The sequence below is a fragment of the Marinobacter caseinilyticus genome (assembly GCF_011074955.1).
GTDB lineage: Bacteria > Pseudomonadota > Gammaproteobacteria > Pseudomonadales > Oleiphilaceae > Marinobacter > Marinobacter caseinilyticus.
On sequence record NZ_WUQJ01000012.1, the window covers coordinates 106,981 to 125,974 of the forward strand.

The window sequence follows — 18,994 nt, forward strand, 5'->3', positions numbered from 1 at the left end:
TCGGTTTTGCATGTCCCGATTACCTGCTGATTCCACGTCACGCGGCCCGTTGCTGAGCGGTTTGCTCCGTGCCGCAAGTTTGGTGTGGTGGCTGGTGTTCACGGTGCTCGTGTTGCTGGCCTTATACGCGGGTGGCGGGCGCCAGCTTACCCAGCATATTGACAACTATCGCACTGATCTCGAGAACCGGCTCTCCCAGGAACTCGGACAGTCGGTCACCATCGACAGCCTCAGCGCCCGCTGGCAATGGCTCGATCCCATCCTGGAAGCTCGCAACCTGACAATACAGCGCTCCGACAGCGCTGAACCTGCGGCACAACTACGCCACTTGAGAATACGACTGGACAGTCTGGCCTCGCTGCTTCGATTCAGGGTGGTGTTCCGCGAATTCGAGGCCGACGGCCTGGATCTGACACTGTCCCGTACCGCGCATGGCAAGATAACCATTGATGGCATTGATGCCCTCGGGGAGTTGGATCAGGGCCTTATTGAAGACATTGCCGAATCGAGTGCGCAGGTGTGGGTTGATCGGCTCGGTGCCTGGCTGTCAGACCCATTTATCCGGATAACCCGAGTTAATCTCGGCATCAAGGTGCCGGGTGATCCGGTTCAGCACCTTGATATCCCGCAGGCTGACCTGACTTATGACAACGGTTTGTTTCAGGCCAGTGGCCGAGCCATGCGTTCGGGCACCACGGAGCAAGTTGCGAGCTTTAACCTTTCCGGGCATCACTTTTTCCGCAGCGGGTTTGACGGTCGATTGTACCTCGACGTGAATTCGGGGCGGCTGTTTGACGGCCTGGTGAAGGGGCTTGGCTGGAAGCACCTGGCGATTCTGGGTTTTGATGTGTCCGGCCAGGGCTGGCTGACGTTTGAAAAAGGCCGCCTGATTCGGGGGCAAGGCAAAGTCAGAATGCCTTTCCTCCAGTTGGCAGTGGATCGCGAGACACTGGCACCGATTGAAAGCATCACGGCCGACGTGGGTTGGCGTCCGTCCCGCTTGGGTACCGAGTCCAAAGGTGTTGAATTTGGTGAGCTGCATCTGCGAAATTTGTCCTGGCGTTGGTCGTCCATTGACGCCCCGCCATTTGATGTGATGCTGACGCTTGCAAACGGCGAGTGGCTGGTAGCCGGGCAGGGCATCCCTGCAGGACCAGTGCGGCGACTGGCTGTTGGTCTCCAGCTGTTGCCCGGAGATGCGGCAGCAAGACTGGCAAGGTATCAGCCCCGGGGAACATTGAATAACGTGGTGCTGAGCGTTCCGTCATACGCCGGCGACGCCTTCGCCTTCAGCGCCGCACTGGCGGATGTGAGTATTCAGCCCGTCAATGGTGCGCCGGGCGTCATCGGCTTGTCGGGACAACTGACGGCGAATCAAGATGGCGGCCGGGTAACGCTTGCAAGCAATAACGCCGAACTGAATTTTCCGGAGTTGTTTCTTGAACCCTGGACGTTTTCGGCACTGAGCGCGACGGTATCGTGGGTGCTGGACGACCATGTCACTCGGGTATTTTCAGATAACATCGAATTGGCTTACCAGGAAGCAACGGCGTTCACCGGTCGCTTCGATTTGCGTCTGGACAAGCAGGGCGAGGACACGCTGGGCCTTCAAGTAGGCCTCCAGCAGGCTACGGCAGGCATGTTGGCGGATTTCGTGCCGGCAAAGGTTGTGAATGCGGCGCTGTATGACTGGCTGACCACGTCGATCACAGCAGCAACGATCAGCGAAGGGGTGTTTTACGGCCATGGCTTGATTGGCGCCGAATCGTCGGCCGGATCCTTTACGTCGTCGATGAATTTCAAATTTCAGGATGCCACTGTGCGCTACAACAGTGACTGGCCTGTCGTGTCCGGGGTAAGGGGCGAAGTGGATGTCCATAATGGCCGAGCGGATGTGCGCCTGAGCCAAGGCATTACCGATGGGGTGACCCTGAACCCCACGGCTGTCCAGGTGGGGCGGAATACCGAGGGCGTTACTGGGGTAACGGTGACGACGTCCGCCTCCCTGTCTGGCGATACCGCCAACCGGTGGCTTTCAACCACGCCTTTGGCGGCCATGGCCGGTGCAGCAGGTGAAAGTGTCACCCTGGGTGGCCGTTATGATGTCGAGCTGGAGCTAATGGTACCGCTGGACGCCGACCACAACGCCGAAGTTGACCTTGTCGTCACCACCCAAACCGGTGAGGTGCGTTACGCTGACACGGATCTGACCTGGTCAGAGCTGGCGGGGCGGATACAGTTTAACTCGCGCGAGGGGTTTACCGGATCGCCGCTCCAGGGGCGTTTTATGGGGGATGCGGTGACCGTTCAACTGGCATTGGATGACAGCAATGGTCGGCTTCGTATTGTTCAAAACGGTCGCCTGAGCGTGTCCGGGTTGCTGCAGTTGGCGGAGATGGCACCGGAGACACAAACCGGTGTTGCCGGCGATACGGATTATACCGCGAGCCTGTCAGTGATGACGGATGGCGCGCCGGTGCTCGCGATCGAGTCCAGCCTTCGTGGCTTGGCTATCGACTGGCCGGCCCCGTTGTCTAAATCCTCCGGTGAAACGGCGCCACTGAATGTCACCGTTGATTGGGCATCCGGTCGGGGCGCGCATGTGGTGGGCAATTGGCAGCAGCGGCTTGGGTTTAATCTGCAGTGGCAGGGCCAACGCTTTCAGCGGGGCCGGATTGGTCTTGAGGCGAATTCGGTCTCGCTGCCCGATAAAGACGGTCTGGTTATCTTCGGACCGCTGGCGCAATTGGATGTGGAGCGCTGGCACACCCTGTGGCGCCAGCGGTCGGTGGCGATCGGTGGCGATCGCGATGCTGTTTATACCTGGTTGCGCAACGTTGATCTGAATGTCGGTCGCTTGCTGTTGGCCGGTCGGGCATTTTCATCCATCTCGATTCATGTCCGGCCAGAACCCTACGGCTGGATTCTGGAAGCCCAGTCGGATCAAGTGGTTGGCCGCATTTTGGTGCCGTCGGGGGCAACAGATGCGGTTCAGGTGAATATGACCAAGTTGGTGTTGCCCCGAACCGAGAGTGACGATACGACCGAAACGCCGCTTACGGTGCCTGAACAGGTAGCCGCGTTTCGAAGGCTTGGGCTGGGTACGTGGCCGGACATTCAGGTCCAGATTGACACCCTCGTTATTGACGAGGAAAACCTGGGTTCCTGGCTGTTTCGGGTGGAGCCAGAGCATGACACATTATTCGTGAAATCCCTTGAGGGTCAGCTCAACGCATTGACGTTCAAGGGTGAATTGGCCTGGCGTATTCTGGATGAGACTCCGATGACCAGCCTGGCGGGGGAAATGACCGGAGGCAGTCTTGCCGGACTTTCCAGTCTGGTGGATGGGGAGGTCCCTTTTCGCAATACAAAGAGCCAGATGCTGGTCGACGTAAGTTGGCAGGGCGGGCCAGACAGCGTGGACTATCAATCACTCAATGGCACCGTCAGTATGCGTTTTGATAACGGGGTGATTCTGGAACAGAACAATACGGCACAGATGTTTCGGGTTTTCAATCTGTTGAATTCAGACACCCTGCTGCGACGTCTAAAACTGGATTTTTCGGATCTATACGAAGCCGGCGTAGCGTTTGATGCGATTTCAGGGAAGGCCAAGTTGAGCGATGGCACATTGACCTGGGATCCGGAGATGCAAATTGTTGGGCCCTCGGGGGCATTTAAACTGTCTGGAACGACCAGTCTGGTAGACGAATCGTTGGACATGCGCCTGGTGGTGGTCTTACCGCTGACCCAGAATCTTCCGCTGGCCGCATTGCTGCTCGGCGCATCGGCACCGATTGGTGGCGCATTGTTTGTGCTGGATAAAGTGTTGGGCGATCCGTTGAGCAAACTGACCAGCGCAACCTATAGTGTAAAGGGCACCTGGAGTAATCCAGACGTGCGATTGCGCAGTGTTTTTGACACTGGCAAGTGATAGGGGCCTGCAACAGTAGGCGCTTGTGATTCCTCCTTGGAGTGGGTGTTATGGTAGAGAGTAGCGCAAGCAAGGTGGCCGCCATTCAAATGGTCAGTGGCTCGGATATTCAAACAAATCTGGACGAGGCCAAGCGTTTGCTGGTCGAGTCCGCTGAGGCGGGTGCCTTGGTGGCTGTGCTGCCGGAAAATTTTGCGGTGCTGAATACCCGGCAGATGTTGGAGCAGGGGCGCAGGGAATCGGTTGCGTCCGGAGAGATACGTGCCTTTATTGCTGAGCAGGCTTCGGAACTGGGCATCTGGATAGTGGCAGGGTCGATGCCATTGGCAACCCGCCCGGACGGTCACCTGATTGGTGACCGTGTTCGAGCCGCCTGTCTTGTGTATGACGACCTGGGTGCGGAGGTCGCACGGTATGACAAGGTTCACTTATTCGACGCAACGGTTGAAGACGCGCAGGGGCAATACCGTGAATCCGATACCTTTGAGCCCGGCAGTCCTGTGGTGACAGTGGAGACTCCGGTCGGGGTGCTGGGTCTGGCTATTTGTTATGACTTACGTTTCCCGGAGCTCTTCCGTGCCCTCAGGGCCAAGGGCGCCGAATGGATTTCGTTGCCCAGTGCCTTTACTTACAATACCGGTGACGCGCACTGGCATGCGCTGCTTCGCGCCCGCGCCATCGAGAATCAGGTCTGGATGGTTGCGCCGGGGCAGGGTGGGCACCACAGCGCTCGCCGTCAAACCTACGGTCACTCAATGATCGTTGATCCGTGGGGCAAAATTGTTGTGGAACGCGAGGAGGAGGGCGCGGGGATCGTGACCGCTTCGCTGGACAGGCAACTGATGGAGGAAGTGCGCACCCGCATGCCGGTCTGGACCCACCGCCGACTTTAGCGACAGGCCAGGGAGCCTCTCAATAGACTAGCCAGAGGTTCCTTGGTTCTCGTCCTGATCGATGCGTTCCCTCAGGTATCGGAACAACTTTGTGCTGTGGCCCGTGTTGGTGCCCTTTTCGGCATCTCGCCGGGCGTTGCGTACCAGATTTCTGAGGTGCTGCACCTCCGCTGAAGGGCAGTAGTCGAGAAATTCGCCAACCGCAGTGTCGCCTTCTGCGATGAAGCGATCCCGCCAACGCTCAGCCAGATGCAGTCGCCGGGTGTGTTCGTGGCTACCGGCATTGACGGCTTCTACCGCGCGCAACAGCTCATCAATATTTTCTTCCAGTCGAATCACTTTGCCGAGGTACTGAAGGTGTCTGCGCCGGGCTTCCCGCTGCCGGATGCGTTGGGATTCCTCAATCGCATGCCGTAAACGATCGCTCATGGGCAAGGCAATCAGCTGATCGGCCCGCAACTCCATAATGTGTTTTCCCAGATCCTGAAGGGCGTGCATTTCACGCTTAAGCTGGGATTTACTCTTGCCCAGTTCATCTTCAAACTGATCATCGGACTGCTGGTCGTTCATGCCATTGCCTGTTGAGTATGTGAGCGTATGCGGCCTTATCAGGCGTAAAATATAGAGGCCAGGCCCAGAAAGGCCATAAACCCGACAACGTCTGTCACGGTTGTCAGGATGACGCCGCCAGCCAATGCGGGGTCAATGTTGCGGGACTTGAGAAACAGAGGTAGCACGGTGCCCACAAAAGCGGCCGCAATCAGATTAATAATCAGCGCCGATGCGATGATAGCGCCAATGAGGATATCGTGAAACCAGATCGTGGCCGCAATTGATACCACCACCGCCCAAAGCAGGCCGTTCAGGGCGCCCACGAGGAACTCCCGGTTCAGCAGCCAGCGCACGTTGGTACCACTGATCTGACCGACGGCCATGCCACGGATCACCAGGGTCAGGGTCTGACTCCCTGCGATACCGCCCATACTGGCCACAATCGGCATCAGCACCGCCAGCGCAACCACCTTTTCGATGGTACCTTCAAACAGGCCAATCACCGCAGACGCAATAAAGGCGGTAATCAGGTTGATACCGAGCCAGACGGCCCGGCGTCGGGCAGTTTTCATGACCGGCGCGAAGGTGTCTTCATCTTCATCCAGACCGGCCATGCTCATCAAGGAGTGGTCGGCGTCCTCGCGAATAACATCGACCACGTCATCGATGGTGATCCGGCCCAGGAGTTTGCCGCCTTCACCCACCACCGGGGAGGATATCAAGTCGTAGCGCTCGAACAGGGTCGCCACCTGGGTGTCCGACATGGTCACGGGGATCGGCTCAATGTCCGTGTCCATCACTTCGCGGACAGTTGCTCCGGGGTTGGACACCAGCATTTTTGTGATTGGCAGTACGCCGATATACTCATCCCGCCGGCTGACAACAATCAGGCTGTCGGTCATGGGGGGCAAGTTGCGGTGGCGCCGCAGGTAACGTAACACTACATCGATACTGATGTCCGGACGCACCGTGATGGTGTCCGTATTCATCAGACCGCCGGCGGTGTCCTCGGGGTAAGCGAGTACTTCCTCTACCCGTTGCCGGTCCTGCTCATCCATGGTGTCGAGCACTTCCTGAATGACGGTGTCAGGAAGTTGCTGGAGTAAGTCGGCGAGATCGTCCGACTCGAAGTCCTCGATGATCGTCGCCAGCTCTTGAGCGTTCAGCTTGCTGAGAAAGTAGCCCCGAATATCATCGCTCAGATACTGGAGTACTTCGCCCTCAAGATTTTTATCGACCAGGTTCCAGAGCAGGGCACGTTGACGGGGCGGTGATGATTCCAGCAGGTGCGCGATATCGCTGGGGCTCAAGCCGCCGTTCAGGATGCGCGCAACCTGCTTCAGGGCACCACTGTCCAGCGCTTCGCCGAGGGAGCGTAGCCGCTGGCGGGCCTGGCTGTTTTCCAGTATCTCTGCCATGAATCACCCAGGGTTTGGACAGGCCTTAGCGGCGCAATAAAAAAAACGTCAGGCGTGGTCTGAGACCGAACGTGCCAGCGTGAATCGGATTTACCGTGTGTCTAAAAAACTGTTTTATTATAGCGAAGTTATGTCAGAAAGGTGAGCTAATGCGGTAAGTGAATCCCGTATGCCTCTCTGGTCCTTGGTCTCCGCTGGTTCGAAGTAAGGGGGGCGCGCTGGCGGTATGCGCTTGCCATGTACAGTGGGTGCTTACTCGCCTTCGCCAAAATAGTCTTCAATCAATTCCACCAATGCCTCCTTGGCAGCGACTTCATCGGTACCGTCAATTACCAGCTCTATCTCAGTGCCTTTGCTGGCCGCCAGCATCATAACGGACATGATGCTTTTGCCGTCCACTTCCCGTCCATCCTTGCCGAGTAAAACGCGGCTCTGGTACTGCGAAGCAGTGCCCACAAGTTTGGCTGCGGCACGGGCATGGAGGCCAAGTTTGTTTGTAATAATGACGGGATGTCGAATCATAACGGTCTTCAGGACTCTGCAGGCTTAATGTGAAGCAGTTCGGAATGACGAACCTGCACATTATTGTATTGTTGAGAGAAATATTTGCCCAGTTGATCGCAGGCATAAACTGAACGGTGCTGACCGCCGGTACAACCGATCGATATCGTCATGTAGCTGCGATTGTTTTTGGCAAAATCTGGCAGCCAGGTTTCCAAAAATCCGATTAGGTCGTTGATCATCTTCCGGGTAGCCGGCTCCGACTCCAAAAACTCGGCCACGGCGGAGTCGAGGCCGGTAAACCTGCGCAGACTCGTGTCCCAATAAGGGTTGGGCAGGCACCGAACATCAAACACATAGTCTGAATCAACAGGGACGCCGTGCTTGAACCCGAAAGACTGGAACAGCAGCGCCAATTCCTGCTCACGCCGACCGGCAACACGCTGCTTGACCATGTCTCTCAGTTCGTACATTGAGACGTCGGTGGTGTCGACGTGGAGGTCCGCAAGCCTTGCCAGGGGTTCCAGCAGAAGTTTTTCGTAAGTGATGGCCTCCCGCAGGGAGGTTTTTTCGTCGCTCAGAGGGTGCTTGCGACGGGTTGCATGAAAACGCTGTAAAAGGGCTTGATCGGTGGCATCAAGGAAGATGATCTCCAACTTGAGCCCTGATTGCTGCAACTGCTGATAGATGCCCTCAAAATTGGCAATCTCACCCGACAGATTGCGGGCATCAATACTGACAGCAATCTTGTCGAGCCGACCCGGTGATGCGTGGGTGGTGGCTTCACGGGTGAGCGGGAACAGCAAGCCAATGGGCAAGTTGTCAATGCAGTAGAACCCTAGGTCCTCCAGTACATGCAGTACGGTGCTTTTACCGGAGCCTGAGCGGCCACTAACGATAATCAGCTTCATAGGCGGTGTATCCTCACAATATGCCTTATGCCCAGAATACCTGATCTCAGGCCTGGAAGTCGGGTTCGCCAGGCGTCTCTCTGGCCAATCTGACCAATGCCTTAATCTACTGCAAGCCTTTGAAGGCGTTGATTCCGGCGCTGTCCCGCCGTCACGTCAGTTTCATGGCGCGGGGCGGAAACGACGATTCAACGCTTTCAGCAGCAAGCCCGAAGGGGCGATCCTGTGCGTCTTGGTTGGCGGCGTTGTAGCGCGCCGCTTACCCGACGCTTGAGGCCTTTAGCAGGTTAAGGAACTGGACAGGACACCTGTCAACTCTGGCCGATCATGCACTGATACAGACTCTGGGAGTCGGTGCACTGGCGGAGCTGGTCGCAAAAACTGCGGTCATTAAACTTTTCCGCCAGTTGACTGAGTAATTCCAGGTGCTCACTGGTAGCCTCTTTGGGCACAATAAGAGCGAACAGAAGATCCACAGGCTGGTTGTCGATGGCGTCAAACGCAACACCGTCTTCCAGCGTGATCAGCGTTCCAGTAACCTGGCTGCAGCCTTCAAGACGGCAATGGGGGATGGCAATACCCTGGCCAATGCCGGTGCTTCCCAAACGTTCACGGGACACCAGATTATTAAAAATCTGGGTCTCATTAAGTTCTGGGTGATGCATCGCCACCTGTTCTGCAATGAATTCCAGGATCCGCTTTTTACTGGTGCCGGATGCTCGACACAGTGCGAGCTCGGGCTTCAGTATCGTTTCTATGGTCAGTAGTGAGTCCGTCATGAAGTGACAGTGTTTCCGTAAAAAAGCTGCGGCACATTTCGGGTGCCGCAGCGAGAACCAGCCGTATAGGGGGCAGCGCTCTTATCGAGCGGCTGCGCCGTGCATACGATCAACCGTTTTTTCCTTGTGCTTCAGGATCTGTCGATCCAGTTTATCCACAAGGCCATCTATTGCTGCATACATATCTTCGTTTTCAGCCTTCGCATGGATCTCTCCGCCGATCACATGCAAAGTTGCCTCCGCCATCTGGCGTACTTTTTCAACTTCAAGGGTCACCTGACAGTTGCTGATGTGGTCGAAATGACGCTCAAGTTTTTCAAACTTGGTGCTGACGTAATCTTTAAGTGCGGGAGTCAATTCGACATGGTGACCTGAAATATTGAGTTGCATAGGCTTCTCCTGTTGTCGGATTGCCGGTACGCATGGGCGCTCCCGGCGGGTAGCCCAGAACCTGGTGGTTCTTGGCGAAAATTCCGTATTCAAACACACAGTGCCAGCTGCCAGATGCCTTACACCAGACGCTTCCGTTCGTTGGAGGGCGGAATTTGCATTGCTTCGCGATATTTTGCAACCGTCCTTCTGGCTACGTTGATGCCGGTATCACCTAGCATGGCTGCTATTTTGCTATCACTCAACGGTTTTTTAGGTGTCTCCAAAGCGATCAGTTTTTTGATCATGGCTCGGATCGCCGTTGATGAACATTCTCCGCCCTCATCCGTGCTGACGTGGCTGGAGAAGAAGTATTTCAGCTCAAAAATCCCTCTCGGGGTGTGCATGTATTTCTGCGTTGTTACCCGGGAAATGGTCGATTCATGCATTTCCACCGCCTGGGCGATATCGGAGAGGATCAAGGGTTTCATGGCTTCTTCACCCTGATCCAGGAATCCCTGCTGATGTTCTACGATTCGGGTCGCCACTTTCAATAGCGTTTCGTTACGGCTTTGTAGGCTTTTGATAAACCATTTAGCTTCCTGAAGCTGATCCCGCATGTAGGTGTTATCAGCACTGCTATCGGCCCGCTTTATAAGTGAAGCATAGCTGGCATTGACGCGAATGCGCGGTGCAATATCAGGATTTAACTCAACTCGCCAACGACCGCTCACTTTGCGCACCATCACGTCTGGGATCACGTAGTCTGGTTCCGTGCGGTCTACCGAGTCGCCAGGTCGTGGGTTAAGGCTGGTGACCAGTGCCAGGACCGACTTGAGTTGTTCTTCTTTCAGGCGGCTGCGACGAAGCAATTGCGCATAGTCACGATTGCCCAACAGGTTGATGTAATGAGTGATTACAAGCCGGGCCTGAGGCAGCCAGGGCGTATCAGGCGGTAACTGCTGCAACTGGATCAGCAAGCATTCCTGAAGGTCGCGGCAAAATACACCGGCCGGGTCGAAATGCTGCAGCCGGTGCAGAACCGCTTCCACTTCATCAAGTTCAAGAGGGTCGTCTTCCGTCCCATCCACGAGGCCGGAGTGAATGTCCTCCAGTGTTGACGTCATGTAGCCGCGGTCGTCCACAGAATCCAGCAATGTGTGCGCAATGGCTCTGTCCCGGTCGCTGAGGGGCGTCAGGTTGAGCTGCCACTCCAGATGGTCATGCAGAGTTTCAGTGGGGGAATTGCGAGTTTCAAAATCGTTGTCGTTTTCATCGTCGTTCCGGGCCGAAGAGGCCGGAGCGGACTGGTAAACATCATCCCAGGCGGTATCGACTGGCAGGTCGTCGGGAATATCGTTCGGGATTTCGGTCTCGCTGGACCAATCAGGGCCGTTCTCGGACTCATCCCAACTGGTTTCGGGCTGGCTGGTTTCGGGCGTCGAGTCGGTACCGTCAGAGTCACTGTTGCCCGGCTGCTCGGAGTTATTGGCTACGGCTTCGGGCTGTTCATCGTCTTCGGGGGTCTCCAGCATTGGATTGGATTCCAAGGCCTGCTGGATTTCCTGCTGTAGGTCCAGGGTAGACAACTGAAGAAGCCGGATTGCTTGTTGCAGCTGGGGAGTCATGGTCAGGCTTTGGCCCAGCTTTAACTGCAGAGAGGCTTTCATTACCATGATTTGAGTTCCGTCACCCGTTTATGTCCGGTGCTGAGACAAAGGAAAAAGTGTTATTTGCTCGCCACTTGGCACTACAAGCAAGTTCTCTGCCGAAGTGTACTTGTTAGGAGGGGGACAAGACAATTCGTTGTGTCCCTCGCTACAGATGGAACTCGTTACCAAGATAGACTTCCTTCACTTGTTGGTTGGCGAGAATCTCGTCGGAGTGGCCGGATGCAATGATGTGGCCGCCGCTGACAATGTAGGCATTTTCGCAGATATCGAGGGTCTCACGCACGTTATGATCTGTAATCAGAACGCCAATGCCCTTGTCTCTCAGGTGCCGGATGATCTGCTTGATGTCGCTGACCGAAATAGGATCCACACCCGCAAAAGGTTCATCCAGCAAAATAAATGCGGGTTCTACGGCCAGGGCCCGGGCAATTTCAACGCGCCGCCGCTCTCCGCCGGACAGCGCCATACCCAGGCTATCCCGAATGTGAGTGATGTGAAATTCCTCCAGCAGGGACTCCAGCTTTTCTTCACGCTCGGAGCGTTTGAGGGCTTTGCGTGTTTCCAGGATGGCCATGATGTTATCGCGCACCGTGAGTTTGCGAAACACCGAGGCTTCCTGAGGGAGGTAGCCGATACCCCGTCTCGCCCGACCGTGCATTGGAAGCGGTGTAATGTCCCGCTCATCGATCGTAATACGCCCGTTGTCAGCGGGAACGAGCCCCACAATCATGTAGAAGCATGTGGTTTTGCCAGCCCCGTTCGGGCCGAGAAGGCCCACAATCTCACCGCTGCGAATTTCAAGCGATACGTCGATGACCACCTTCTTGTGTTTGTAGCTCTTGGCCAGGTTGCTGGCGCGTAATACTGCCATCAGGGTAGATCCCCGTCGTCGGATGGGACTTCAGGCGTCGAGCGCGTCGCGGCCTTGCCGCTTCTGGGTTGGATAACCATTTCTACCCGGCCCTGAGAATCGCTGCTGTCATCACGCGAGCCTTTCGCCGTAACAATGCGTTCGGCGGTGTTGTAGTCAATCTGATCGCCGCGAAATATATTACCGGCCTGTTCGACGACGGCTTCCCGTTCAAACGTCAGGCGGCTCTCTCTGGCTGAGTAAGTGATGCTCAGGGCGCGGGCATCGGTTTCGTCCTCACCATTGGCTGCAGTCTGCTGATAGCGGGCCGGCTTGCCGTAAGCTTCGATGCGATTAAGGCCATCGGCGTCGCGGTAAAGAACAACCTTGTCGGCAGTCAGACGGGTGTTGTCCTGGGTGACCACGACATCGCCGTTGTAGGTGGCAACGCCTTTGGTGTCATCGAGTCGCGCGTTGTCGGCGCTGACGGCAATGGGGCTGTCGGAGTCGAGGTCGAACGCCACAGCGGGTGCCGCGCAGAATCCGATGATCAGACTGGTGAGCAGCCATCTGACGGCGTTATTGTTGGCTGGATTTGACGGTCTCATAGCGTCCTTCTACCTGTGATTTCAGTTCCAGGGTGCGGTCATCGATCCAGGCTTTCATGCCCTTCGCCTGGGTGACGCCATGGCTGTCAGTCAGGGTAACGAGTGAATCGGTGTAGGCGGTTCGGTTGTCATTATCCAGAGTCAATTGTTCGGATTCCAGGGTGGCCATTTTGCCGCCAGAGAGTGGGCGCGTGATCACAACCTGGCCCTCGAGCTTGATGATGTCCCGGGTTTCCATGAATTCGCCACGGTTTGCCGTCAACGTCCACGGTGTGCCGCTGTCGGCATCAAACAGCGTTGCCTTAGGCGCTATCATAGTGGCCAGGTGGCGAGATTCAAACTGCTCGATACGCGGGCTTTCGATCAGCGTCTCCCGGTTGCCGGCCTCATCGAAGGACAGGTAACGTCCGTTGACCACAAACCCATCCGGCTCAGAAGGGCCGCGCAGATCCCGGGCTTCGGTCGGCTCGCGGGCTTCATCGCTCTGCCACAGCATGGAGACCAGTACCACGGCGCAGAGTAACAGCGCCAAGGCTCGGGTCCAGGCATGGGCAAGCAGGTTTTTCAACGTCATTCGTGCGTTCCCCGATATCCCTCCAGCAGAGCGTCCAGGTGTCCCTGGCTGGCCAGGATGAGATCGCTTAACTCCCTGACAGCGCCTTCGCCGCCCGAGGCCTGGGTGCAATGATCGGCGTGTTTCCGGACAAACCGGTGGCCATTGGGAACGGTCACACCCAGTCCGGCAAATTCAATGGCCGAGAGATCCGGCAGGTCGTCTCCCATATAGGCGATGGCTTCCGGGGCCAGACTCAGTTTCTGGGCCAGCTCCCGCAAGGCAACGAGCTTATCTTCCCGGCCCTGCATGATGTAGGGAATGCCCAGATCACTGGCGCGCTTGGCCGTCAGGGGTGAGCGTCTGCCGGTGATAATGGCAACGCTTATGCCGGCCTCCATCAACTGTTTAATGCCAAGTCCATCCAGGATGCTGAACGCTTTTAGTTCGTCGCCGTGGGCGCTGAACAGTAACTGGCCATTGGTCATGACGCCGTCGACATCCAGCACCAGCAGCCGGATCTGAGTCGCTTTGCTGTGGATGTCTTCCGGTACAGAGTGGGTCATCAAATGACTCCCGCGCGTAACAGGTCATGCATGTTGATGGCGCCCGTCAGCGCGCCATCGCGAGAAATGACCGGCAGTGCGTTAATTTTCAGTTCTTCCATGATATTCAAAGCTTCGGCGGCGAGCTGATCATCATGGATGGTTTTGCCATTGACCGTCATCACGTCCCTGATTGGGGTCTGGTGGATGTCGATGGCACGGTCCAGGGTTCGGCGTAAGTCGCCATCGGTAAAGATCCCGACCATACGGCCATTTTCATCAACAACCGTGGTCATGCCGAGGCCCTTTTGGGAAATTTCCAGCAGTGCACCGCCCAGTGTGGTGGTCTCAAGTACTTTGGGGATGCGGTCGCCGGTATGCATGATGTCAGCGACTCTCAATAGTAGACGCCGTCCCAGGCTCCCGCCGGGATGCGAAAAAGCAAAATCCTCGGCGCTGAAGCCGCGGGCCTCCAGCAGGGCGACCGCGAGCGCGTCGCCCATCACCAGCGTGGCGGTTGTGCTGGAGGTGGGGGCAAGACCAAGAGGGCAGGCTTCCTGAGCGACACTTACATCAAGGTTCGCCACGGCTTCCCGGGCCAGAATGGATGCGCTGTTGCCGGTCATGCTGATCAATGGTGCGCCCATCCGCTTGATCAGCGGCAGAATGGTCAGTACTTCGGCCGTGTTACCGGAATTGGAAATGGCTAACACCACGTCCTGGTTGGTAATCATGCCGAGGTCGCCGTGGCTGGCCTCGCCAGGGTGAACGAAGAAGGACGGTGTGCCGGTACTGGCCAGGGTTGCAGCGATTTTGTTGCCAATGTGCCCCGACTTGCCCATGCCGGTTACCACGACGCGCCCCTTGCACGCCATGACGGTTTGGCAAGCCAAAACAAAGTCGTTGCTGATTCTTGCGGTGAGCGCGTCAATCGCGTCGCGTTCAATGATGATCGCCCTGCGGGCAGAGTCCTCGTAGTTGTCGCTCATACGGGTCCTGGTAGTGTGGCTGGCGGCTGCAATGGATAATAACCCATTGGCATACACGCCTGCGGCAGATGTTCAGCGGGCATGGGTCACCAGCCATAGGGTGTAACCTGCGTAAATGGTCAATAGTATACCACCTTCAAACCGTGCCAGTTTTCCCTTTCTTTGCATACCATAAGCGAAAATAGCCAGCAGCACAGTGAGGCCGGCCATGGTGCCATAGTCGCGCCAGACCATGGCATTGGTAAGCGGCATAGGGCTCAGCAGCGCGGGCACGGCGAGCACGGCCAGAAGGTTGAATATATTGGAGCCGACGATGTTGCCCAGGGCCATGTCCTGCTGGCCTTTCAGAGCCGCCGACAGTGACGCGGCAAGCTCCGGCAAGCTGGTCCCGATAGCCACCACCGTAAGCCCCACAATCAATTCGTCGATACCCAGGCTGATCGCCAGTTCGGAAGCCCCCCACACCAGCAGGCGGGCACTTGCAATCAGTATCAGTAAGCCCGAAAGAAAATGGAAAACGGCTTGGCGGGTGGTCAGGCTGTGACCATCATCGGCCAGTTCAAAAGGGTCGGTGGCCCCGGCCCGGTGGCGCAAAACCAGGAACCCGAGCACACCGGCAAGCAGCAATAACAGCAACACGCCGTCCAGGGGAGTCAGGCGGTAGTCGATAAAGAGCAGCCAGGCCGACCCACTCACCAGAAGCAGGATCGGCAACTCCCGATACAGAACCGATGGTTTAAGCGGAATGGGGGCGATCAGGGTGGTAAGCCCCAGTACCAGGCCTATATTGGCGATGTTGGACCCCAGCGCATTACCGACGGCAAGAGCCGGGGCGCCGGTGATGGACGCAAATACAGACACTACAATCTCGGGCGCCGAGGTGCCTACTGCAACCAGCACAAGCCCGGTAAGCATGGGTGGCAGATGGAGCCGCTCAGAACACCCAACGGCACCATTAATGAAGCGATCCGCACTCCAGGTAAGCAGCACGAGTCCGGCAATGATAGCGCTGAGATGAAGGCCAAGAGTCATAGGTACCTTTTCGTTGCCGTATGTTTGCCGAAATTTGCAGGCGGGCAGGCGGTTGTTCAGATGAACTGATAATTGCAATCAAGATATTTTGGGTAGCTGTCATTGAGCTTGGGCGGAACTTATCATAATGTACCGCTCATTGAGAGCCTCGGGCAGGTCGTGCATGAACATCAAGGCCTGCCAGCTATTAGTCAAAAGGGAATACCGTCTACGTTATGGAGCCTGCCCCGTACATCACGCTGGACAACATCGAGTTCTTTCGCGGTGAGCGCAAGATTTTTGATGGCGTCAGCCTGAACATCCCCAAAGGCCTGATTACCGCTATTATGGGCCCCAGCGGCACCGGCAAAACCACTCTGCTGAAACTGATTGGTGGCCAGCTCAAGCCCAGTCGTGGCCGGGTTCGGGTCGCAGGGCATGATGTTTCTTCATTGGGGAGAAAAGCGCTGTACGACCTGCGTGAGAACATGGGCATGCTGTTTCAGAGCGGCGCTCTGTTTACGGATATCAGTGTGTTTGAGAACGTGGCGTTTCCCTTGCGGGTCCATACCCGGTTGCCCGACGATATGGTCCGGGACATCGTGTTGATGAAGCTTGAGGCGGTGGGTCTTCGCGGTGCCCGTGATTTAATGCCCTCAGAGCTGTCAGGGGGGATGACACGCCGGGTAGCCTTGGCACGAAGCATTGTCATGGATCCGGAATTGATCATGTACGATGAGCCGTTTGCCGGCCAGGATCCTATTGCCATGGGTGTGCTCGTCAAACTGATTCGGGAAGTGAATTCGGCGATGGGGCTTACCAGTGTCCTTGTCAGTCACGATGTGCCGGAGTCGCTCAGTATCTGTCATTACGCTTGCATTGTGTCGGATGGTAAAATTATCGGCGAGGGCACGCCAGACGAACTCCGACGTCACCCGTCCGAGCGGGTGCAGCAATTTCTCAAGGGTCAACCTGACGGTCCGGTACCGTTTCATTACCCCGCGCCAGAGCGCAGTGCTGATTGGGGTCTGGAGAGTGCATTGAAGAGCGCACCCAAATGATCAATCAAATCGCCCGCCTGGGCCGCTCGGGGCTCGACATTGTGGAAGCCCTGGGGCGCTCAGGGGCATTTTTATGGCGCTCGCTCGCTGGCGTGCCTCATCCGCGTGTCGGGTTTCCACTCCTGGTGCGGCAGATGTACTCCATCGGGGTCCTGTCGCTGGTCATCATCATTGTATCGGGCATGTTCATCGGCATGGTGCTGGGGCTCCAGGGATACACCATTCTCAGCGACTACGGCTCCGAGCAGGCCATTGGGCAAATGGTGGCGCTGACGCTGGTACGCGAACTTGGCCCGGTTGTGACCGCGTTGCTGTTCGCGGGTCGGGCGGGTTCAGCGCTGACCGCCGAAATTGGCTTGATGAAAGCCACCGAGCAGCTGTCGAGTATGGAAATGATGGGTGTTGACCCGCTGCGGCGTGTGGTGGCTCCCAGATTTTGGGCGGGCTTTATATCGGTCCCTTTGCTGGCGGTTATTTTTTCGGTCGTGGGCATCTGGGGCGGTATGCTGGTCGCGGTTGATTGGCTGGGAGTATTCGAAGGCGCCTACTGGTCCAACATGCAGGCATCCGTCGACTTTTCTGAGGATGTCATTAATGGGGCGGTGAAAAGCATCGTGTTTGGGTTTGTGTGTACCTGGATTGCGGTTTTCCAGGGCTATGACTGTGTGCCGACATCGTCGGGTATCAGCTCTGCCACAACCAAAACAGTGGTGTACTCGTCACTTGCAGTGCTGGGGCTCGATTTTGTCCTGACGGCCGTTATGTTCGGTGGGTTCTAAGGCTTTTGAACGCTGTTTTAAGGGGATGGATATGACGCAACGAAAAACGGAAGTCTTTGTCGGACTTTTTATGATTGCGGGTTTCGTGGCGTTGCTGTTGTTGGCGCTTCAGGTCAGTGGGCTGTCACTCAAGCCGGCGGGCGATACTTACACAGTCTACGCAGACTTCAATGACGCCGGTGGTCTGACGGAGCGTGGGCGGGTGTCCATGGCCGGGGTATCTGTGGGGCGCATTCGGGATATTTCACTGAACCCCAAAACCTTCCAGGCGCGTGTCGCCATTGAGATGGATGCCTCGGTTAATAACATTCCGGACGACAGTACCGCAGTAATACGTACATCCGGTCTGCTGGGGGCTCAGTATATTGATATCTCCGTGGGTGGGTCACTGGAATCGTTGAAAGACGGGGACGAATTCTACGAGACCCAGTCGGCAATGAATCTTGAGCGTATGATCAGTAATTTTGCATCGGGGCGCTGACTGCGTCCGTACTCTGTTTGCCAACCCTGTTCGTTAGCCGAGGCGAGGGGTTTGCTTTTATCTACTACTCGGGGGGGAGAACATCATGACTATGACACGGAGTTTTATTCCGGTTGTCGTCCTGATCATTGCGGCGTTGTTGATGTCGTTTAAGGTACGCGCTGATGAAGATTTGAGGCGTTATGTCGATCAGAACACGCAGGCGCTGGTCGACAAATTGAATGCAGAGCGTGGGCTCTATTCAAAAGACCCGGAGGCGTTCTACAAGAGCATGAACGATGCCCTGGAAGGCTTTGTGGATTTTCGCCGCATCGCCGCCCGAGTAATGGGTCGTTATGCGCGTCAGGCGACGCCGGAGCAACGGGACGAATTTGTTGAAAAGTTCAAGCGCAGTTTGTTCGACAGCTACGCCCAGGCACTGGTGAATGCCAACGACTTTTCCATTCGGGTAAAAGAGGCCAACATTGATCCATCCAGTGAAAACCGTGCCTCGGTGATGATGGAGGTTGAATCAGCCTCCGGTAATCGCTATCCGGTGAGTTATTCGATGTACCGGAATGACCAGGGCCAGTGGCTGATGGAGAATGTCATTGTTGAGGGCGTCAATATTGGCCTCGCCTTCCGCGATCGTTTTGCCCAGGAAATGGAAGCCAGTCGGGACAATATCCAGGCCGTGATTGATGACTGGAGCAAGGCAGTCGACTCGCTGGCGTTGGACAAGGAGGTCAGTGAATCGTGACCGACGCCGTTGCGGTCATTACGCCGACGGCGGGTGCAGGGCTGGCGTTGCGCGGTCGTGTGACCGCCGATAACGCTGTTTCACTCCGCCGCGACGGTGAACAGAAGATCGCGTCGCTGGGAAAGGTTATTGAAGTGGACCTCAGTCAGGTGGCGGAGGCTCACAGCATTTTGTTGTCCCTGCTTTTGTGTTGGCAACGTGCCGCACACCAGCAGGGCAAAACCATCACATTTACCGGGGCAGGTGACCGTCTTCATGCCCTGTCTGCGTTGAGTGGCCTGGACGAGAATTTATCGGGCTTCTGAACATTCTGTCGTTGTCTTGTTTAGCCTGCGTCCGTAATTGGTT

Annotated in this window: 20 protein-coding genes; 7 read left to right on the forward strand and 13 right to left on the reverse strand. The window is 56.4% G+C overall.

Annotated elements, in window-relative coordinates; translation table 11 throughout:
- The first annotated feature begins 10 nt into the window (after window positions 1-10).
- Entirely contained in the window at window positions 11-3,934 is a 3,924-nt protein-coding gene (locus GRX64_RS05115) for a YhdP family protein (RefSeq protein WP_166264310.1), read from the forward strand.
- A 50-nt stretch (window positions 3,935-3,984) separates the two neighbouring features.
- Window positions 3,985-4,827, forward strand: coding sequence for a carbon-nitrogen hydrolase family protein (locus tag GRX64_RS05120; RefSeq protein WP_166264312.1), 843 nt, complete (start codon window positions 3,985-3,987; stop codon window positions 4,825-4,827).
- Window positions 4,828-4,854: 27 nt separating this feature from the next.
- On the opposite strand, the gene yjgA is transcribed toward GRX64_RS05120, so the two are convergent.
- The 13 genes from yjgA to GRX64_RS05185 all read right to left on the reverse strand — a co-directional run bounded on the left by yjgA (window position 4,855) and on the right by GRX64_RS05185 (window position 15,607).
- On the reverse strand, window positions 4,855-5,397 hold the full coding sequence (gene yjgA, locus GRX64_RS05125; protein ID WP_166264314.1) for a ribosome biogenesis factor YjgA: 543 nt from the start codon (window positions 5,395-5,397) through the stop codon (window positions 4,855-4,857).
- A gap of 38 nt (window positions 5,398-5,435) precedes the next feature.
- Window positions 5,436-6,797, reverse strand: a complete 1,362-nt coding sequence (gene mgtE, locus GRX64_RS05130) for a magnesium transporter (protein WP_166264316.1) — start codon at window positions 6,795-6,797, stop codon at window positions 5,436-5,438.
- 252 nt (window positions 6,798-7,049) lie between these two features.
- On the reverse strand, window positions 7,050-7,319 hold the full coding sequence (locus GRX64_RS05135) for an HPr family phosphocarrier protein (protein ID WP_166264318.1): 270 nt from the start codon (window positions 7,317-7,319) through the stop codon (window positions 7,050-7,052).
- An 8-nt stretch (window positions 7,320-7,327) separates the two neighbouring features.
- A complete protein-coding gene (rapZ, locus tag GRX64_RS05140; RefSeq protein ID WP_166264320.1) occupies window positions 7,328-8,209 on the reverse strand; it encodes an RNase adapter RapZ in 882 nt (293 codons plus the stop codon).
- Between the two features lie 311 nt (window positions 8,210-8,520).
- Window positions 8,521-8,988: a PTS IIA-like nitrogen regulatory protein PtsN gene (ptsN, locus tag GRX64_RS05145; protein ID WP_166264322.1), complete on the reverse strand. Its 468-nt coding sequence runs from the start codon at window positions 8,986-8,988 to the stop codon at window positions 8,521-8,523.
- 81 nt (window positions 8,989-9,069) lie between these two features.
- Window positions 9,070-9,378 carry a ribosome hibernation promoting factor gene (gene hpf, locus GRX64_RS05150; RefSeq protein WP_166264324.1) on the reverse strand — a complete coding sequence of 103 codons (309 nt, stop codon included), beginning with the start codon at window positions 9,376-9,378 and terminating at the stop codon, window positions 9,070-9,072.
- Window positions 9,379-9,497: 119 nt separating this feature from the next.
- Window positions 9,498-11,027: an RNA polymerase factor sigma-54 gene (locus GRX64_RS05155; protein ID WP_166264414.1), complete on the reverse strand. Its 1,530-nt coding sequence runs from the start codon at window positions 11,025-11,027 to the stop codon at window positions 9,498-9,500.
- Between the two features lie 148 nt (window positions 11,028-11,175).
- Window positions 11,176-11,901: an LPS export ABC transporter ATP-binding protein gene (gene lptB, locus GRX64_RS05160; RefSeq protein ID WP_166264326.1), complete on the reverse strand. Its 726-nt coding sequence runs from the start codon at window positions 11,899-11,901 to the stop codon at window positions 11,176-11,178.
- The gene (lptA, locus tag GRX64_RS05165) at window positions 11,901-12,488 is read right to left on the reverse strand and encodes a lipopolysaccharide transport periplasmic protein LptA (RefSeq protein ID WP_166264328.1); all 588 of its coding nucleotides are present in this window, start codon (window positions 12,486-12,488) and stop codon (window positions 11,901-11,903) included. Before lptA ends, lptB begins: the two co-directional genes overlap by 1 nt.
- On the reverse strand, window positions 12,460-13,062 hold the full coding sequence (gene lptC, locus GRX64_RS05170; RefSeq protein WP_166264330.1) for an LPS export ABC transporter periplasmic protein LptC: 603 nt from the start codon (window positions 13,060-13,062) through the stop codon (window positions 12,460-12,462). Before lptC ends, lptA begins: the two co-directional genes overlap by 29 nt.
- Window positions 13,059-13,607, reverse strand: a complete 549-nt coding sequence (locus GRX64_RS05175; protein WP_166264332.1) for a KdsC family phosphatase — start codon at window positions 13,605-13,607, stop codon at window positions 13,059-13,061. The genes lptC and GRX64_RS05175 overlap by 4 nt, the downstream gene beginning before the upstream one ends.
- The gene (locus GRX64_RS05180; protein WP_166264334.1) at window positions 13,607-14,575 is read right to left on the reverse strand and encodes a KpsF/GutQ family sugar-phosphate isomerase; all 969 of its coding nucleotides are present in this window, start codon (window positions 14,573-14,575) and stop codon (window positions 13,607-13,609) included. The genes GRX64_RS05175 and GRX64_RS05180 overlap by 1 nt, the downstream gene beginning before the upstream one ends.
- Before the next feature lie 72 nt (window positions 14,576-14,647).
- Window positions 14,648-15,607, reverse strand: a complete 960-nt coding sequence (locus GRX64_RS05185; RefSeq protein WP_166264336.1) for a calcium/sodium antiporter — start codon at window positions 15,605-15,607, stop codon at window positions 14,648-14,650.
- 215 nt (window positions 15,608-15,822) lie between these two features.
- Between GRX64_RS05185 and GRX64_RS05190 the strand changes: the two genes are divergently transcribed.
- The 5 genes from GRX64_RS05190 (at window position 15,823) to GRX64_RS05210 (ending at window position 18,951) form a co-directional block, all read left to right on the forward strand.
- Window positions 15,823-16,647, forward strand: coding sequence for an ABC transporter ATP-binding protein (locus GRX64_RS05190; RefSeq protein WP_166264338.1), 825 nt, complete (start codon window positions 15,823-15,825; stop codon window positions 16,645-16,647).
- Window positions 16,644-17,426 (forward strand): lipid asymmetry maintenance ABC transporter permease subunit MlaE, encoded by a 783-nt coding sequence (gene mlaE, locus GRX64_RS05195; protein WP_166264340.1) that lies wholly within the window; start codon window positions 16,644-16,646, stop codon window positions 17,424-17,426. Before GRX64_RS05190 ends, mlaE begins: the two co-directional genes overlap by 4 nt.
- Window positions 17,427-17,457: 31 nt before the next feature.
- Entirely contained in the window at window positions 17,458-17,907 is a 450-nt protein-coding gene (gene mlaD / locus GRX64_RS05200; RefSeq protein ID WP_166264342.1) for an outer membrane lipid asymmetry maintenance protein MlaD, read from the forward strand.
- A 142-nt stretch (window positions 17,908-18,049) separates the two neighbouring features.
- Entirely contained in the window at window positions 18,050-18,646 is a 597-nt protein-coding gene (locus GRX64_RS05205; protein WP_427901644.1) for an MlaC/ttg2D family ABC transporter substrate-binding protein, read from the forward strand.
- Window positions 18,643-18,951, forward strand: coding sequence for an STAS domain-containing protein (locus GRX64_RS05210; RefSeq protein WP_166264346.1), 309 nt, complete (start codon window positions 18,643-18,645; stop codon window positions 18,949-18,951). The genes GRX64_RS05205 and GRX64_RS05210 overlap by 4 nt, the downstream gene beginning before the upstream one ends.
- Window positions 18,952-18,994: the final 43 nt, after the last annotated feature.

Coding starts and splice junctions, on each gene's coding strand:
- GRX64_RS05115 (WP_166264310.1), top strand. CDS start 11: ATGTCCCGATTACCTGCTGATTCCACGTCACGCGGCCCGTTGCTGAGC.
- GRX64_RS05120 (WP_166264312.1), top strand. CDS start 3,985: ATGGTAGAGAGTAGCGCAAGCAAGGTGGCCGCCATTCAAATGGTCAGT.
- yjgA (WP_166264314.1), bottom strand. CDS start 5,397: ATGAACGACCAGCAGTCCGATGATCAGTTTGAAGATGAACTGGGCAAG.
- mgtE (WP_166264316.1), bottom strand. CDS start 6,797: ATGGCAGAGATACTGGAAAACAGCCAGGCCCGCCAGCGGCTACGCTCC.
- GRX64_RS05135 (WP_166264318.1), bottom strand. CDS start 7,319: ATGATTCGACATCCCGTCATTATTACAAACAAACTTGGCCTCCATGCC.
- rapZ (WP_166264320.1), bottom strand. CDS start 8,209: ATGAAGCTGATTATCGTTAGTGGCCGCTCAGGCTCCGGTAAAAGCACC.
- ptsN (WP_166264322.1), bottom strand. CDS start 8,988: ATGACGGACTCACTACTGACCATAGAAACGATACTGAAGCCCGAGCTC.
- hpf (WP_166264324.1), bottom strand. CDS start 9,378: ATGCAACTCAATATTTCAGGTCACCATGTCGAATTGACTCCCGCACTT.
- GRX64_RS05155 (WP_166264414.1), bottom strand. CDS start 11,027: ATGAAAGCCTCTCTGCAGTTAAAGCTGGGCCAAAGCCTGACCATGACT.
- lptB (WP_166264326.1), bottom strand. CDS start 11,901: ATGGCAGTATTACGCGCCAGCAACCTGGCCAAGAGCTACAAACACAAG.
- lptA (WP_166264328.1), bottom strand. CDS start 12,488: ATGAGACCGTCAAATCCAGCCAACAATAACGCCGTCAGATGGCTGCTC.
- lptC (WP_166264330.1), bottom strand. CDS start 13,062: ATGACGTTGAAAAACCTGCTTGCCCATGCCTGGACCCGAGCCTTGGCG.
- GRX64_RS05175 (WP_166264332.1), bottom strand. CDS start 13,607: ATGACCCACTCTGTACCGGAAGACATCCACAGCAAAGCGACTCAGATC.
- GRX64_RS05180 (WP_166264334.1), bottom strand. CDS start 14,575: ATGAGCGACAACTACGAGGACTCTGCCCGCAGGGCGATCATCATTGAA.
- GRX64_RS05185 (WP_166264336.1), bottom strand. CDS start 15,607: ATGACTCTTGGCCTTCATCTCAGCGCTATCATTGCCGGACTCGTGCTG.
- GRX64_RS05190 (WP_166264338.1), top strand. CDS start 15,823: ATGGAGCCTGCCCCGTACATCACGCTGGACAACATCGAGTTCTTTCGC.
- mlaE (WP_166264340.1), top strand. CDS start 16,644: ATGATCAATCAAATCGCCCGCCTGGGCCGCTCGGGGCTCGACATTGTG.
- mlaD (WP_166264342.1), top strand. CDS start 17,458: ATGACGCAACGAAAAACGGAAGTCTTTGTCGGACTTTTTATGATTGCG.
- GRX64_RS05205 (WP_427901644.1), top strand. CDS start 18,050: ATGTCGTTTAAGGTACGCGCTGATGAAGATTTGAGGCGTTATGTCGAT.